General features: G+C 30.5%; 14 protein-coding genes and 1 pseudogene. 9 read left to right on the top strand and 6 right to left on the bottom strand.

Going from position 1 to position 17,705, the window contains the following annotated elements:
• Window positions 1-12: 12 nt before the first annotated feature.
• The 3 genes from ACQKOG_RS08965 to ACQKOG_RS08955 all read left to right on the top strand — a co-directional run bounded on the left by ACQKOG_RS08965 (window position 13) and on the right by ACQKOG_RS08955 (window position 5,069).
• Complete coding sequence (locus ACQKOG_RS08965; protein ID WP_427446064.1) at window positions 13-1,626, top strand: site-specific DNA-methyltransferase; 1,614 nt, start codon at window positions 13-15, stop codon at window positions 1,624-1,626.
• A complete protein-coding gene (locus tag ACQKOG_RS08960; RefSeq protein WP_427446062.1) occupies window positions 1,619-4,480 on the top strand; it encodes a DEAD/DEAH box helicase family protein in 2,862 nt (953 codons plus the stop codon). The genes ACQKOG_RS08965 and ACQKOG_RS08960 overlap by 8 nt, the downstream gene beginning before the upstream one ends.
• A gap of 241 nt (window positions 4,481-4,721) precedes the next feature.
• Window positions 4,722-5,069, top strand: a complete 348-nt coding sequence (locus ACQKOG_RS08955; RefSeq protein ID WP_427446060.1) for a hypothetical protein — start codon at window positions 4,722-4,724, stop codon at window positions 5,067-5,069.
• A gap of 367 nt (window positions 5,070-5,436) precedes the next feature.
• Here the strand turns inward: ACQKOG_RS08955 and ACQKOG_RS08950 are convergent, their stop codons facing one another.
• Window positions 5,437-7,191 carry a UvrD-helicase domain-containing protein gene (locus tag ACQKOG_RS08950; protein ID WP_427446058.1) on the bottom strand — a complete coding sequence of 585 codons (1,755 nt, stop codon included), beginning with the start codon at window positions 7,189-7,191 and terminating at the stop codon, window positions 5,437-5,439.
• Window positions 7,176-9,224 carry an AAA family ATPase gene (locus tag ACQKOG_RS08945; RefSeq protein ID WP_427446056.1) on the bottom strand — a complete coding sequence of 683 codons (2,049 nt, stop codon included), beginning with the start codon at window positions 9,222-9,224 and terminating at the stop codon, window positions 7,176-7,178. Before ACQKOG_RS08945 ends, ACQKOG_RS08950 begins: the two co-directional genes overlap by 16 nt.
• A gap of 471 nt (window positions 9,225-9,695) precedes the next feature.
• Between ACQKOG_RS08945 and ACQKOG_RS08940 the strand changes: the two genes are divergently transcribed.
• The 6 genes from ACQKOG_RS08940 (at window position 9,696) to ACQKOG_RS08915 (ending at window position 13,967) form a co-directional block, all read left to right on the top strand.
• Window positions 9,696-10,742, top strand: coding sequence for a ParB N-terminal domain-containing protein (locus ACQKOG_RS08940; RefSeq protein WP_427446054.1), 1,047 nt, complete (start codon window positions 9,696-9,698; stop codon window positions 10,740-10,742).
• 4 nt (window positions 10,743-10,746) lie between these two features.
• Window positions 10,747-10,953, top strand: coding sequence for a hypothetical protein (locus tag ACQKOG_RS08935; RefSeq protein ID WP_427446052.1), 207 nt, complete (start codon window positions 10,747-10,749; stop codon window positions 10,951-10,953).
• Between the two features lie 53 nt (window positions 10,954-11,006).
• Window positions 11,007-11,552 (top strand): restriction endonuclease, encoded by a 546-nt coding sequence (locus ACQKOG_RS08930; RefSeq protein WP_427446050.1) that lies wholly within the window; start codon window positions 11,007-11,009, stop codon window positions 11,550-11,552.
• Between the two features lie 669 nt (window positions 11,553-12,221).
• Window positions 12,222-13,304 carry a DUF3883 domain-containing protein gene (locus tag ACQKOG_RS08925; RefSeq protein WP_427446048.1) on the top strand — a complete coding sequence of 361 codons (1,083 nt, stop codon included), beginning with the start codon at window positions 12,222-12,224 and terminating at the stop codon, window positions 13,302-13,304.
• A 98-nt stretch (window positions 13,305-13,402) separates the two neighbouring features.
• Window positions 13,403-13,750, top strand: coding sequence for a hypothetical protein (locus ACQKOG_RS08920; RefSeq protein ID WP_402869404.1), 348 nt, complete (start codon window positions 13,403-13,405; stop codon window positions 13,748-13,750).
• The gene (locus ACQKOG_RS08915) at window positions 13,701-13,967 is read left to right on the top strand and encodes a hypothetical protein (RefSeq protein ID WP_402869402.1); all 267 of its coding nucleotides are present in this window, start codon (window positions 13,701-13,703) and stop codon (window positions 13,965-13,967) included. Before ACQKOG_RS08920 ends, ACQKOG_RS08915 begins: the two co-directional genes overlap by 50 nt.
• 282 nt (window positions 13,968-14,249) lie before the next feature.
• Here the strand turns inward: ACQKOG_RS08915 and ACQKOG_RS08910 are convergent.
• From ACQKOG_RS08910 to ACQKOG_RS08895, 4 genes and pseudogenes are all read right to left on the bottom strand, one after another.
• Window positions 14,250-14,594: pseudogene (locus tag ACQKOG_RS08910) on the bottom strand (restriction endonuclease); the annotation flags it as partial.
• 188 nt (window positions 14,595-14,782) lie between these two features.
• Complete coding sequence (locus tag ACQKOG_RS08905) at window positions 14,783-15,832, bottom strand: 2,3-butanediol dehydrogenase (RefSeq protein ID WP_402869400.1); 1,050 nt, start codon at window positions 15,830-15,832, stop codon at window positions 14,783-14,785.
• 20 nt (window positions 15,833-15,852) lie between these two features.
• Entirely contained in the window at window positions 15,853-16,491 is a 639-nt protein-coding gene (locus tag ACQKOG_RS08900; protein WP_387083571.1) for a GntR family transcriptional regulator, read from the bottom strand.
• A gap of 910 nt (window positions 16,492-17,401) precedes the next feature.
• The coding region (locus ACQKOG_RS08895; protein WP_427446045.1) for an ATP-binding protein at window positions 17,402-17,705 on the bottom strand (304 nt) is incomplete at its 5' end.

Here is a 17,705-nt window from a genome sequence, read left to right as displayed (position 1 = left end):
GTGTAAACAATTATGAAGAATCAAGCTTTAGGTCTTTCTTGGATAGGTAAAGAGACGCCTATAAAATTAGAACCAAGAGTATTAATTGAAGAAGAAACTTATAATGTAGAGGTTATTGGACAAAGTAGTATACATCATAATAGTTTAATCTTCGGAGATAATTTACTGGCATTAAAAGCTTTAGAAGAAGATTATAAAGAACAAATTAAATGTGTTTACATTGATCCACCATATAATACTGGAAATGCTTTTGATCATTATGATGATGGTGTAGAGCATTCTATATGGCTTAGTTTAATGAAACCAAGATTGGAAATAATCCATAAACTTTTGAGAGAAGATGGATCTTTATGGATTTCTATCGACGATGATGAATCCCATTATTTAAAAGTATTATGCGATGAGATATTCGGGAGAAAAAATTTTGTTAGTAATGTGATTTGGGAGAAGAAGTATTCACCACAAAATGATGCTAAATGGCTATCAGATAGCCATGATCATATACTAGTGTATGCAAAGAATAAATCTATATGGAAACCAAATCTTTTACCAAGAACAGAGGATATGGATAAAAGATACAAAAATCCTGACAATGATCCACGTGGTCCTTGGAAATCAAGCGATTTATCGGTCAAAACTGCCAACTTAAAAGACATTTATCCTATAGAGACACCATCAGGAAGGATTGTAACACCGCCTGAAAGTAGAAGTTGGGTTGTTTCAAAAGAGAAATTTCAGGAGCTTATAGAAGATAATAGGGTGTGGTTTGGTAAGACAGGTAACAATGTACCTTCTATAAAGAAGTTTTTAACAGAAGTTCAAGGGGGAGCAGTTTCTAAGACAATTTGGTTCCGTTCAGAGGTAGGGGATAATCAAGAGGCTAAAAAAGAAGTAAAAGCCATAAATCCAAAAGATGTTTTTGCTACGCCTAAGCCAGAAAGACTTATAAAAAAAATTATTACATTAGCTACCAATGAAAATGATATTATATTAGATTCTTTTGCGGGTTCAGGAACTACGGGAGCGGTGGCACACAAAATGGGTAGAAGATGGATAATGATTGAACTAGGAAATCATTGTAACACTCACATTGTACCTAGACTGAAAAAAGTGATAGATGGAACAGATGAGGGAGGCATTACTAAAGAAGTTAACTGGCAAGGTGGTGGAGGATTTAGATACTACAAACTAGCACCTAGTCTTTTAGAAAAAGACAAATTTGGTAACTGGATTATTAGTAAGGCATATAATCCTTCTATGTTAGCTGAAGCAATGTGTAAGCATAAAGGCTTTACTTATCAACCAGATGAAACGATTTATTGGAAACAAGGTTTTTCAACTGAAAACGATTTTATCTATACGACTACACAGTTTATTTCACCTGAAATTGCAGATAAAATTCAAGATGAAATGAATCCAAATGAAACATTGTTTATTTGTTGTAAAGCTTTTTCAGCTAAACCAGATCATTATCCGAATATTACGTTTACCAAAATTCCTACCTCTATTTTGAAAAATTGTGAGTATGGTAAGGATGACTATAGTTTGAATGTGGATGAAATTATTTCAAATAATAGTGATATGGAGCAATTAGCTTTTTTTGTAGGAGATGATACGAATGAATAAAGACGTTAAAAATATTAATGCACGTTTAAGTTTGCGCACTCCCCAAAAAGATTCATTAGAGATATTAGCTGAAATCGTCGATATGCTTGATTTAAGAAAGCATACAGCGGATTCATTAAAAACTGAGCTTGAAAAGATTCAAGCTCAGTTTCCTCAAGTGAAAGATTTTGAGCGAAATTTTCCATCCTTATGTTTTGCTATTGCAACAGGAGTTGGTAAAACACGCTTAATGGGAGCCTTTATATCTTACTTATATATTCATAAAGGAATGAAGAACTTTTTTGTTTTAGCACCCAACCTGACAATCTATAACAAGCTTATTCAAGATTTTACTCCAGGTACTTCTAAATATGTATTTAAGGGTATTTCCCAGTTGGCAGCTAATGAGCCACGTATTATTACAGGAGATAACTATGATTCGGGTAAAATGTATGTTAAAGATAATATATTTAAAGAAGATGAAATACATATTAACATCTTTAACATTTCTAAAATTAATTCCGAAGTCCGTGGTGGCAAAGCACCGCGTATTAAAAGACTAAGTGAATATATAGGGGAAAGTTATTTTGAATACTTGGCTTCTTTACCAGACCTTGTATTAATAATGGATGAGTCACACCGCTACCGTGCTTCAGCTGGAATTAAAGTGTTGAATGAATTAAAGCCTGTACTTGGTTTGGAATTAACTGCTACTCCACAAGTTGAACAAGGAAAGAAAACGATTCCTTTTGAGAATGTCATTTATAGTTACCCTTTGTATAAAGCGATGGAAGATGGTTATGTAAAAGAACCAAAAGTAGCGACTCGCGAAAATTTTGATGCAAGTCAATATACAGAAGAAGCACTTGAACAAATTAAATTATATGATGGTATTCGAGTACATGAAGAAACAAAAACGGAGTTAGATTTATATAGCCGTGAGTACAATCAATCACTGGTCAAACCCTTTGTATTAGTCGTTGCCCAAGATACAGATCATGCTGAAAAGTTATTACATTATATAGAATCAGAAGAATTCTATTCAGGTCAATATAAAAATAAAGTAATGACTGTTCATTCAAATCAGAGTGGAGAAGAAAAAGATGAAGTTATTCTGGAATTAATGAAACTAGAAAATCCAAACTCGAATGTTGAGATTGTTATTCATGTCAATATGTTGAAAGAAGGATGGGATGTAACAAATCTTTATACAATTATTCCATTACGTGCAGCAAAATCAAAAACCTTAGTGGAACAGTCTATTGGACGTGGTTTGCGATTACCTTACGGGAAACGTACTGGAAGCGAACCGGTTGACCGTTTAACGATAATTGCACATGATAACTTCCAACAGATTGTTGATGAGGCAAATGATCCAACTTCAATTATTCGTTCAGGTATTGTGATTGGCAGGGATATAGCTGTAGAAAAAACAAAAGCTGTAACAATTCAGCCTGTCTTTGAGCAAAAAGTAGTTGAGCAAACTCAAAATAAAGTAGTTGAAATTATCTCATCAAAGACAGAAATGACAGGAGATATAGATAACAGTGTACTAGAAGAAACAATAAAAATTATCAGTAAGTTCGAGAATGACGAACAGATAAAAGCACTATCTACTCAAGAAAAAATAGAGGCTATCACAGAAAAGTTAACTTCTGATAATCCTACTGTTTATAAAGAGTGTACTGAAAATTTAATAACCACTGTTGTATCAACAAATGAAACGGTTAAAAAAGCAGCAGAAATTGCAAAGGAATCTGTTGCGAAGTTTGAGTACCTTCCAAATTCAAAAGCACTTGATACAGAAGAAATCAAACGTGAAATAGCTGAAGAAGTGGCTAATAAACTAGAAGAAAATGAATTGAATCTGTTCCCAGAAGAACGCAATAAAATTATTCGAGAAGTTGTAGAACAAACTGTAAAAACTCAAATCGAGCTATCTATTGATATACCTAGAATTACTTTACAACCTCAAGGTGAAGTAACAATCGAATATCACAAGTTTCAACTAGATGTTTCAAATATTCAGTTGAAACCGATAGATAATAAAATCCTAATCCAAAGTTTACGAACACACAAACAAACGTTACTAGATGCAACAGGACATATTTATAAAGAAGAACGTTTAGAAAATTATATAGTGTCAGAATTAATGAATTGTCCGGATATTTCTTACGACGATCATGCAGAACTCTTATATGATTTAGCGGGTCAATTAGTTATACACATAGAAAGTTACTTGGATAATGAGGACGATGTAATTAATGTATTGGTACATTATCAAAATAGATTAGCAGAAATTATTCATCAACAGATGCAAGAACATACTTATCAAAATAGTGGTTTAGAGTATGAAGTATCAGTAGGTAAGGGTTTTGAACAATTAAAAAGTGCTCATTGTAATGTTGCCTCAAGTAACGGGGAGCGAAACTTTAGATTACCTGTATCAGAGAAAAATAGAATTAAAACTTTATCTTTTAATGGATTTGAGAAATGTTTATATAGTGCTCAAAAATTTGATTCAGATAGTGAACGTCGTTTTGCTGTGATTTGTGAGAATGATGTACGTGTTATAAAGTGGTTTAAGCCGACATTAGGACAGTTAAAAATCTATTATGGTCGCGGACAAGCATACAATCCAGATTTTGTCTTAGAAACTAATACTCAGAAAATAATATGTGAAATTAAGCGCGAAAGTGAGATGCAGGATGAGATTGTTCAACAAAAAGCCGCTGCAGTAAAAGCTTGGTGTGCTCATGCAACAAAACACGAGTTGGCTAATGAGGGTAAAGAGTGGATTTATTTACTTGTTCCACATACAGATGTGGCAGAAAATATGACGATTGATGGTTTAAAGAATATTTATAATTTTTGAGGTAAATGTAGATTATACCATAGGGTTGTTTTATAGGTAAGCTGTGTGATAATTATATCCTTTTGAATTGCCAAAATATAAAAAGCCATAATGGCCTTAATAAAGAAACTGCACTGACCTAAAAATTATGAGAAAAAAAAAACACCTTTCGTTGGAAATTGGCATTGGATACCAAATGATCTACGTGAAGGTGTTTTTTCTATGGGGACAAGAGTGAGTTATAATAAGAGGTGCCATTTTTATGACAACCACAAAATTAACGGTTGTCCCCGATAGTAAACCAGTCGTTCCAGATAGCCATGTAACAATTATTAGAGTTGATAGTACAAAGCATTATCCTGAATATGTTTGTGATTATTTAAGAAGAGGATTTGGTGCTTTCCAGATACAGAGACTGTATACACTTTCAACAGTTCTAATTGAAATTCAACCGAGTGATGTAGACAAGATTGTTTTTCCGAAAGTCCCTCCTGTTAAACAACAAATAGAAGAAAGTAGGAAGTTAAGGGCTAAAGAATCTGAAATGGAAGAGTTAATAAAAAAGCACAAGAAGGGTTACAAAAATCGTTTGATAATTTTTATAAGGTAACTTTGTAACTTTGTGATTCTAATAATATTTTAAAAGAAGGTGCTGGAACATAAGTATATTTTCAAAGCAAAATTTAAAAAATTAAGCGCGAGAAATCAACATTTCTAAAATTGATTTCTCGCGCTTTTTAAGGTTTTGACCAGTTATGTCCCTGCCTCTTCTTGAAGTCTATTATCGGGGTTATAATGTTGTAAAACACACCTCACCTGATACAATTGAAGAGCAAATGATATGATAATTTAGAGTTACTATATATTTTGAAATAAACGGATGACTACGCAATCGGTATCGCCGAAACATCAATCACTTTATTATTCTGAGGTTTTGAATTAGATTAATGAGATCAGGATTTTATGTTTAAATATAATTATATTGTTTGTTCAATATTATAAGAAATCATACCTACATTATCATATAAATAAGTTTCTACCTTATCTCCAAACATTTTAAGAATATTTTTAAATAGTGCTTCTTGAATTTCACTGCTTTCCATCTTCTCATTGCAAATATAATTTATGATTAAAGCCTCCCTAGGTCTTGTACAAGCAACATAAAATAATTTAAAAGCATTTTGAACAGACGCCGAATCATTTACTCCTTCTCTAAACAACTTATCAAAATTATATTTAGTCCAACTTTGTTCCATACGAACATTTATAATTACTTTAGGGAATTCATCTCCCTTAACACCCTGTAAAGTATCTAAATTGGTTAGTTTGTTAACTTGATAATAAAAATGCTCATATTCATCCACACTAATATTCAATAATTTTTCTATAAAACTCCATTTATCATTCTCTTTATAATAGTCCAGAATGTCGTTTAATTTTTTTTTCCTTATAAGTTTGTTTTGCTCTAAAAATGTAAGTAATTCAGATAAATTAGGTTCAGTCACCAAAAGTTTACTTAATTTTGTGTCTAACTTTTCTAAATAATCCATATCAAACTCTTTTATAGATAAATTCTTTAACAAAGCAGCTTGACTTCCGTATTTATAATTAATTAATCCTTCAACAACTAGCTCTGCTATTAAATATATAAAAGGATCTTCTTTTTTTAATAGTTTATCAATAGTCATAAAACCATATTCCTCATTAAATACGCTCGATAAACTAGGGAATCCTAGTTCCTCAGCTATTTCTCTATGATTTAAAAAAAGCCTTTTATACAATCCGAAATCTTCCTCTAGATATCCTTTTAAAGACTCATCTGATGGATTAAGGTTTAATATAAACTGTAATTTATCCAGCTTAACATCAGAGTTTTTTGGTTCTTGTTCAAGTCCATCGTTTCTTAAAGCATTATTTGCTAAAATAATTTCTTTGCAAGACCTATAATTATCTAATTTAGGGATTACTTCAAAATTGTAAGATGCATAATCAATTTCGATATTTTCTGAAGAATAGATTTGTTGCATTCTATCACCAAATAACCCTATGACCAATAAGTTATCCTTAAACTCTTTAGATTTTTCTAATATTTTTAATAGCGTTTCTCTATCAATATCTTGGAATTCATCAATGAATATATGTGTAAATTGATTAAAAAATAGATTCATAAAGTAATCATTTTCAAGAAAATTTAGAGTAATTTTAATAATGTCATTATGGCTGATAATGCCTTTATATAATGCACTATATCCCTTATATTTTATTTCATTAAAATTACTATTTTCTAATTTTGTTAGCTTTTTTTGATCAGACTCTAGTTCTAATCTTTTCTTTTCTACATTTGTCCTTTTTGTAGGGGTTTCAATAAGATTTAAAGCTTTATTTATTTTGATTTTTAATTTCCCTTTTTCAAAATCGATTATTTCCTTTACTACTTTAATTAGTTCTGATTGAAACTGTTTGATAAAATCCCATAAAAATTCGTGTAATGTATTTATAATAATTCCTTTATTACTATTTATTCTTTCCTTAATTTCATTTTTAGCTACATTAGTAAAAGTGATACACAAAATATTAGGTTCTCTATTCAACTTACTAATATACTCTTTTTGAATATAATTAATTGTTTGCATCAAAGTATATGTTTTTCCAGCTCCTGCACCTGCTTCTAAAACAAAATGATGGTTATTATTTAGACAGTCTATAACTTTTGAAATTACTTTGTTAGCCATTCTAATCCCTCCTGAATATAATTAGGGACATTCCATTGATCATAATTTAATAAATTTAAGGCGAAATTTGTCTTATCAATATTTTCAACAATCTCATAGGCATTGCATTTTAAAATTTCTGGTGTAATATTTTTATCCGATAACTCATTTAATCTATTTTCTTTAGTTTTAGAAATTGCATTTTTTAATTCTGGTAAAAAAACAATGTCTAGCAATTCGGAATTTTCTATTATAAATTGCTCTTCAAAAGTTCTTCCCCAAATTTTTTCATTTTTAATTGGTCTTTGAAATGCCAATCTCTTTATTTCAATATTTCCAACTTTTTTAATTAAAGAATCCGCATCCTTCAATAACTCTAATAAATCATTTAAATAAAATTTACCGTTAATATTAAACCAATTTTTTATAACAGCATTGGAAGTTTTCACTTTATATGTATTACTTCCTGGAATTTCAAGAGTTAAATCACATTTACACTTTGAATTATTATTTCCTGATACCGAATCAATATCAGTAATAATCAATGTTTTTAAATTTAAAAACTCTAATAATTCATTGAATATGTGAGCATATGCACCTCCTACTTCTAAAATAGTTAAATGCTGCTTAGAAAGGGAGGTATTAGAATTTTGATCAAACTTTTGAATTAATACAGTCATTAACATTCTTTCAACTGTACCTTCCACTAAAATAGCTTTATCTGCAAAAAACAAATCACAAGTATTTATTTTAAAATATTTCTTTAAGAAGTCTTCTAGACTAGCATATTTAGGATCATTAAAAAAGCCATCTAAAGATCTAACTTCAATTGTAGAATCGTTATTATAAAAAAACCTAATTCCTTTCAAATCTGAACTTTGCAATATATATGAAGAGTGCGTAGTTATGATTCTATTTACTTTTAATTTTGTATCGATAATATCTCTAATTTTTTGTAAAAAAACTGATTGCATTTGAGGATGTAAATGTGACTCTGGCTCTTCAATAAATAGCAAATTAAATACTTTATTTTCCTTTTTTACATTATCAATGTAGGTTATTATTTGAATAAAAATGTACATTAAATTACTAAAGCCTAATCCGTTATATGATTCAGGCATAGAAAATTCTTCTACGTTATATTTAATTTTAGAATTCTTTTTTAATACATCTTCAATACTAAATTGAGAGGATATCTCAATACTTTGATTATTGGTATCAATAATATTATCATTAATTATTTTTAATAAAGGGGCAAATATATCTGTGTATTCAGAATTCAAACTCAATTTTATAGACTCAATTGCGTCTTTGAAAACATCTTCTTGATTTAATTCTTTACTATCTTTAGTTAAACTTTGATAATAGGACCAAATAGCATTAGAAATACTTTGAGAATTTTGATCTGAAGTATCGTCTACCTCTCTTTGGGCGTTAATTATTCCTATATTAAATAATTTTATAACTTCAGAAATTTCAACTCTATTTTCATACTCTGAATCTTTCTTAGTAGAGTAAACATTTATTTTATAAAATTCTGAGAATTTCCTTTTAAAAAAATCAAAAAAATCTAGGTTCTTATCTTTTAGTTCTTCTAGCTTATTTTTATATTCTTGATACTCTGTAACAAATTTAGCTATTCCTTCAAATTCATACTTAACTTTAATAATAAGGTTTTCGTTATTAGTAAATTCATACAACAGAGGTTTTATCAATGCGAGATTATCATTTTTTGTAACTGCAATATAAAGATCTAGCTCTATAATAGGGAATTTTTTTTCAATTTCTCGATATTTTTCGATCTTATTTTCTTTTTCGTCTATTTCGGAAAATTTTGTATAGATATCATCTATTAGTACTTTAGAAATTGTAGAACTACTAAAATCCTCAAGTTTAAAAGATTTTTTTAAAGTGAAAAATTTTGTAAACAATTCTGATACCGAAGTTTTCCCTGTATTATTTTTCCCAACAATTAAAGTCTCCTCTGATAAATCAACTACGACATTATTTTTTAATTTCCTAAAATTATTAATAATAATTTGGGTAAGTTGCATAACAAGATCTCCTTAAAATAGTTTATAATAAAAAATTACCATATTTTATAAACTATTGAAACAATAAAAATCTATTTAGAGAACTTGTTTTGAACTAATAGTCCTATAAAAACGTTAAGATCTAGAAAGTATAATATTTTTAAATTCCTAAAATATATTTATGGGGGGTGTTACTAAAATCAAGATGTTATGTACTTTTGATTTATAAAATTCTAAAATTCGGATGTTTTAATGGAAAGTCTGAAAAAAATTGATTTTTAGAAACGTGTAAAAGAAAGAATTCACATATATCAATTAGAGAAGAGATATGCGTAAGAGCTTTTTTGGAAAACTAGTCTTACTTGTTGTGAGGTTTTTTGTACTATGCTAAGTTTGTGTTTATAAAACGATTTTAGTTTAAAATGATTAATAATTGTTTGAGAAGTAGGATATAATTATTAATAACTACGTCATAAAATGAAAGAGGTATTTATGAAAAATATAAATGTTTCAATTGACCAATTATTTCTTGATCCAAATAATTACCGTTTGCATAGCCATCCAAGATATTCTCCAATCACTGAAGACAAAATTTCTAATCCTTTGGTTCAGAAACGTGTATTAGATATGATTAGTGGAGAAAATAGGGAGAATATTAAAGATTTAATTGATAGCTTCAAGTCAAACGGATATTTGAAAATTGATAATATCTTAGTAAAACAAATATCAACTAATCCTGAAAAATATGTTGTCATTGAAGGTAATCGTCGTATAGCTACGCTCAAGTCGTTACAAGTAGATTTGGAACATGGATATGATATTGGAAAAATTTCTACAGACTTATTTTCTAACTTAGAAGTTATTTTATACGATTCATTAGATGAAGAATCTTACTTATTATTAATGGGTTTAAGACACGTAAGTGGTGTAAAACCTTGGAATGATTTTGAACAAGCTGAATTAATTATGAATCTTCAACAAATTTTTGGTATGACTCAAAACGAAATTTCTAATCGACTAGGGATTTCAAGACAAGAGGTAAAACGAAAACTAAATTCATTTATAGCAATGGATATTTACAGAAAAGATGATGAATTTGGTGATAATTTTACTACAGATATGGCAGGTATGTTTCATGAATTAATGAGTCGTCCCAACCTACGGGAATGGCTTGGGTGGAACGAGGAATTAGGTACTTTTACCAATAGTGTTAATTTGAAGAGATTTTTCTCTTGGATTTCACCTAATATAAATGGAAAACGTGTACTCAATAAACGTGATCAAATACGTGAACTTAGCAAAATTATTTTAGATAATGAAGCTCTAGCTATAATGGAAGAGTCACAAAATATTGAAGAAGCTCTAGATAGAAGTACGTATCTAACTAAAGAAGGATTTAAAAAGAATATTAAAGCTATAAAAAACAATATTAGTCGTATTTCAATAACAGCTTTACTAGAAATGGATGAAGAATCTAAAAATGATCTGAAAAGTATTGTTAAATCTGTCGATGCTTTTAAAAAATTCTTAGAGGATTAATTATATGAGTAGTATTCGAAAAGAGGGTAAATTTAAAGAACTTTTAGAAAAATTATTCTTAGAATATAATAATCATGATAATTTGATATCTTTTATTGAAGAAAATTTTGAAACATCAGATTCTTTAATAGTAGCTCAAGACTTTGCTGAAGAACTTAGCTTATATGAAACTGATATCGAAGAAATATTTAATACAGATTTTTCAATATAGATTATGCAACTTTAAATATCTCTTTTAATTCTCACTTATTAAATAATATCTCATTGGCTCTCGAACAAATTAAAGGACTAATACCTGATGATTTTGAAAAATTGTGTGCATTATATATAAAATTTTTAGGGACTACAGGTAATCCTAGTGTTACAAAACATTCTCATGATCAAGGAATTGACTTTATAGGTATTGTAGAGAAAAAAAATAATTCTCGTTTATTCAGTTCCAAATCTAATATCAATAAATTTTATTTAATTGGACAGGCAAAACATTATAATGATGAAAAAGTTACTACGAATGAAATAAGAGAATTAGCGGGTTCAATTTATTTACTAAAAACGCAAGGATTTGCATTAAAGAATAATCCTTATCCAAATCTAATTATTAAAAGTTTTACACCTATCTATGTTTATTTTATAACGTCATTTTACTTTTCTGAACATGCTAAAAGACTATGTTTAAATTCTGATATAGTTCCAATTGATAGAATGCTACTAGCTTTTACATTTGGGCTTAACATTGATTATTATAACGATGATAATAAATTTTGCGAATCCAAATTCTCAGAAGCTCTATCAAGTATTAATTATTTTTAAAAAGAATTAATACATATTTGAAAGCTCCACTCTAAAAAGAGTGGAGTTTTATAGCTTTTTTATACCGAACTCGTATAAGATGGTACTATTACTTGTTATCATAAGTAGTTTAAAAGGATAGTTATGGTAGTTAGAAAATTGAAATTATATTTGCCCCGCAATTTTTTTATTACTCGTAGTCAAAAACGTAGTCAAAGATTTTTGATTCCAGTTAAAAATCCTTATAAACATGGTTGTATCAATATTTCTTGGAGAGGTGGGTTCGACTCCCGCCGTCTCCATACAATAACTGTAAATGCAGTGATAACATGTTTTCAAGAATAGGGATATTGAACGGGAGTTGAACTCTTGTGCAATATCTTTTTTCTTATCACCTTAGAAAATGGCATATTTGAAATGTTCGTAGACCTTCTAGAAATGATCACGTACATTTGATGGCTAAGTATATATCCTTAAAACTTTGTGGAAGTTCGTCGTATTGAATATATTAAACTAATTGTATGAATTGTAAAAAAATCATTGATAGATCCTAACTGTACACGATTAATTAAATTTACCTATTGATGAACTTTTTGACAATATAGTAATCATAAATTATAGTAAAAATACAATTTTTAAATAATATTAAAAACTATACGGAAAGTTTATTGGACTATTAAGGGTGAATATATGAGTAATTTTATTGTAATGCAAAATGCGACACATGAGGAAGAAATTAGCGGAGGATATATGTGGTCCCCACAAAAAAATAAAAATGGAAATAGCAACCATGCGTACGAACGAATGGCTACAATTAAGGCTGGTAATAAAATTTACAGTTGTTATGATCAAGCAATTCGAGCGGTAGGCATAACAACGTCTGATTGTTATATTGCAGAACAACCGCATGAGCTACAGGAGAAAAATCTATGGTCAGATGAAGGGTATAAGGTGGATGTAGATTACACAATTTTAGAACATCCAATTATGATTAGAGATGTTTGGGGAGATATGGAATCTGATCGTCCGCAAAAATATTCAGCCTTTCAAGAAAATGGACGAGGAAATCAGGCTTATTTATTTCCCTGTTCAGAAGCCTGGGCTAGTTTGTTTGATAGCTTTCTTAACGAAGGTAGCTTAGAAGCAGAAGCAGAAGCAGAAGCAGAAGCAGAACTAATAGAAGATGGTGAAATTAAAGAGGAGAGGTTTTCGACTTCTAGTTACGAGCTGGGAGAGTCTAGGGTTAGTAACAGAGTAGCAGGAGGTACTAACAAACGTGGCCGAGTAGTAAGTCAACAACAGCTACAAAAAGACTTGAGAAAGCTTAAAGAAATTGGTGATATAGCAGAACAAAAAGTATTTGAATATGTGAAAAAGAAAGTAATAGAAGTATTCGGCGAAAAATACGGAGAACAGGTAGAGCATGTAGCGCAAACACAAGGTGACGGATTAGGATACGATATTACAGCATTCGATTATCTACAGCCACAGTCTCCTCCAAAACCAATAAAAATTGAAGTGAAGGGTACAACATCAACAAGTACAAGCGCGGTCTATTCAATTTCTTACCCTGAATTAGAAAAATTCATTCAGTATAAGGATGAAATGTGGCTAGTACGTGTATATGGTGTGGGCAAGAATCAAGAGATGAAAATGGAAATAGATAATGACTTTAGTAGTTACAACTCAGTCAGTGATTTGTTAACACTGAAGTATGCATATATTCCATCAACAATTGATGTATATGGCACACGAGTAGAAAATAATAAATGAATTATATAAAAGTTCGAAACGAATATAGGGATTACTTGGTTTTTTCTCTAACATAGCGTATGGAAGTAAAGAAGAAATAGGAAGGGGAGAAGCTAATCTTGAAAAAGTATGCAGAAGATACTCTTATAGTTATTGAACTAAATAATATGTTAACTATTGATGATGAGTTTAATTATGTAAAAGGGAGTTCTACTATCATTAGAGATAATGAATACACACAGAAAAAAATCGGACATATTCATTATAATATTTTTAATGCTCAGCTTTTTAATAGTGAACTTGCATTTGGTGATGTAGCGGATTCTATTTCAAGTGATGAACATTACGTTATTATAAAATTTTTAGAGCAAATTCAAAATGAAGATGTAGATATTTTTAAAAAGAAAATTTTAATCGTTGAGCACAATAAAGATTTTAAAGAAACACCGTGGACAAGGACATGGTAGCGAAGCACTATATGATTTTATTCGATTTTGTAAAGTCTTAGATATCGATTATCTTGTTTTAAAACCAGCTCCATTAAAATCAAAATTAAGTAAGGAAAAACGTAAAAAGAAAATTGAAAAGCTGATTAATTTTTATGGAAAATTTGGATTAAAAGTGGTGGATGTAAAAGATGATGAGCCAATTATGTATTTAGATGTAGATGTAGATGCTTATTAGTGTTACCTTATTTAATATTTTGATTAAGTAAGAATTTTATCAATTAGTAGGATATTACTGGAGAGCTTTTAAAATATTCATTTACATAAAAAAGACGGCGGTATTTATTATTTTACATAAAATAAAGGCAATCACAAAATTCCCTGGACTATAACAGATAGGAAGTATACCTGGTTAGAGGAAAAGTCCACTAAGACAATAATTTATATCTTAATATAAATATTGATATACCATAAAAAATGCAGCAAACTTCAAATAAGCTCACTGCATTTTTCTTTCGGTTTATAAACCTTCCTCAAAAAAATCTAAATCCATACACTTTATTGTAAAGGTTTGAACGTTCGACACACCTACATTGTATAAAAACATTAACTCCGTAAGTTTCATTCCATCAATTAAAATTAATGATTTATCAATACTCTCGGAATATTCAATTGCTTCTTTTGTAAAACGGGATGTAGTGATAAAAATTCCTTTGTTTGCTTTAAAGCCTACCAAGCTTCCTACAAATGCTTGGATATCGGGTCTTGAAACTGGATTTGCCCAACGTTTTCCCTGTAAGTAGATTTTATCTAATCCTAGGACGTCTTCTTTGACAATGCCATCGATTCCACCATCGCCAGATTTTCCTACGGCTTTCCCTTGCTAGATTTGACCAAATCTTTTACAAAGCTAATACAAGGTCATATTTTGATTGGATGATTGTTTCTTTCCAATATGAGCAGCTGCCATAATATCACAAATAAAAGAGCATAGCTAAAATATAGGCCATGCTCCTTTTTTAAAGGCTAGATTTAAATCTACTCTATTGTTGATTATTTTACTCCACTTAATTCGACTAAAATTTTGGATTGGTTTTTGTCGTTTGTTAACGCTTCAAAACCTTTTTCAACGATTTCATCCAACTTTATTTGACTTGTGATTATTCCTTGTGGATTTAGTTGACCAGTGCTCATTGCATCAATTGTTCTTTGGAACATTGTTGGTGTATAAACAATTGAAGATAAGATATTCACTCCAGTGTTTGTAAGATGAATTGGATTCCACTCAATTGGTCTCGCAAAAATAGAAACAATCATCATATTACCACGTGCTTTTGTTACATCAATAGCTTGTTTAAAAGTAGGCGCAACTCCAGCAACTTCAAAGGACACATCCACCCCATCTGGTACAATAGCTCGAACTGCTTGAACAGGATCTTCTTTACCAGAGTTAATAATATGGGTTGCACCTAATTCTTTCGCTTTTTCTAATCGATCATCAGATAAATCCAATACGATGACTTTACTTGCACCAGATGCTTTAGCAGCGATTACTGTTAATAATCCAATTGGTCCAGCGCCGAAAATTGCAACTGAATCTCCTAAAGTAACTCCAGCATCTTTAACAGCTTGTACAGCTACAGCCATCGGTTCTACTAAAGCACCATCTTGTAATGTTAGGTTGTCTGCTAAATGATGTACATTTGATTCAGGTACGTTAGCATATGTTGCAAACCCACCGTTTCCATGTAATCCGATGAAATTAAATCCATCATAGCGATCTATATCTTCATGTTTCTTTCTATATGTTAATGTAGGATTGATTACCACACGGTCTCCTACTTTATAGTTTGTAACCATAGAACCAACTTCTTCGATTACACCAGCAAATTCATGCCCCATTGTCAGCGGTGCAATTTCTTTAGTTAAATCCGCTTTTTGATCAACTGGTATGAATACTGGTCCTTCTTGATATTCATGTAAATCACTTCCACAAATACCGGCCCATGCTACTTTTACTTTCACTTCATCTTCTCTTAAAGCTCGTAATTCAACGTCTTCAACTCTAATATCTTTTACACCATGCCAAACTGCTGCTTTCATATACCTTGCCCCCAAACAATTTAATTAAAATGATGCCATAAAATAACATCTTTAATAGCCGTTCGTGCATTTTCAAAATTCGAGGCTTCTATACACTTGATAAACGTATGAATGGACATATGATAGGATTCAACTAGATTCATTTTCCATTTAGTTTGTGCTGCGACATTTGTAACAAATATGGTTTCTTTAAAGAAACGTAACATCGCAATATTTCCTGTAATAACAAAAAACAATTCTAACAAGTGGGCAAACGATACAACATACTCGTAAATATTTTCAACGGACTTTCTTTGTTTCATGGTTTCAAAACGAAGTAATAGTTCATTTTGAAAATCGGCATTCCACTTTTGTTCACACTTTGTAAGTGCAATATCCAACAAGTGATAAAGCGTCTCTAAATAATCCTTCAATTCCTGATCCGAAATAATTTTAACACTTACACCTTTATGCTGTATTTTTTCAACTACACCATCTTTTTGTAAAAGATATAGAGCCTCTCGGACAGGTGCATGACTTACTTGTAGCTCTTTTGCGATTTCCGATTCTATCAAACGCTGACCTTGTACATAATGACCTGAAAATATGCGAAATAATAATTGCTCTGCTATTTGTTCTGCAATTGTTTTTTTTGAAATTGAATTTTCACTAAATCCCATCAAACCACTCCAATAAATTAATGTCTCTTTATTTTAATAGCTGGGTGTATAGAGTGGCTAGTAAAAATGTTATATATTATAGATTATCGATAATCTATATGTTATTTTAATATGAAATTTCTTTGCTTTCAATTATTTTGCTTTAGTTTACTGGTACCAACAATTTAACAGTACATTATTCAATTTTGATAGGGCACCATCTTTAACAATGAAGGGGGTACTGGAGATTGCATAGATTAAAGAAGCAGAAGGAAATGACACAGCAGAACAAATGGTACAATCAACAGTCAATGACTTTACTCAAATGATAACTGAATTAAAACAGGGAATGGAAATTGCGAAATCCGTAAAGGATGAAATTACTGGAGATATGCTTTTGGCTATATATTCAACTCTTGAAAACATATATGGATGTTAAATTCTTTCTTAGGAAAATAATATGTAAAACACTTTTTTGGCACCATGTATTTGAAAAGGGAGTCAGCTATACCTCGGAAGTTTATAAATGGCGTAGTATAAGACAAATGGACATGTCTATAAAAAAAGAAGAAGTAACTTAGTTACTTCTTCTTTTTTTTGTACCCAGCATGTGTATGAACGATAGGATGTAAGTTCCGAACGCCGAATACAGAAGTAGAGAGTTAGTCGAGTGCAAGGGTGTGCACTTACCCAGGGACGTCTAAAATGTCAGGAGGACCAATCTCTGCACGTATGGCTTAGCCTGAATTAGAAAAATTCATTCAGTATAAGGATGAAATTTGGCTAGTACGTGTTTATGGTGTAGGCAAGAATCGTGAGATGAAAATGGAAATAGATAATGATTTTAGTAGTTATAACTCAGTCAGTGATTTGTTGGCTATAAATGTCAACACCAATATGTACATTTTCGCTCGTTTAAGGATGTACAAAATCACTCGTTTTCCGATGTTAAATGATGCTTTAATCGGTATGAATCACCGACGATTGTGACAACGCTTGCGTGATGTAAAATACGATCTAATATCGCGTTTGCTAACTTCGGTTCAGGAAAAATTTCATCCCACGATTTGAAGTTCACATTCGTTGTGAAAATTGTGCTACGTTTCTCATAACGGGCATCAATAAGCTGGAAAAACAGTTTCGCATCCTCTGGATCAATAGGTAAGTAACCAATCTCATCGATGATTAATAATTTATATTTTGTATAATGTTTTAAACGACTCTCTAGCCTGTTT

The sequence above is a fragment of the Lysinibacillus sp. NPDC093216 genome, from assembly GCF_050280325.1.
Lineage (GTDB): Bacteria > Bacillota > Bacilli > Bacillales_A > Planococcaceae > Lysinibacillus.
Note: the sequence above shows the minus strand (reverse complement) of the source record. Positions and strands in the feature narration are given on the sequence as shown.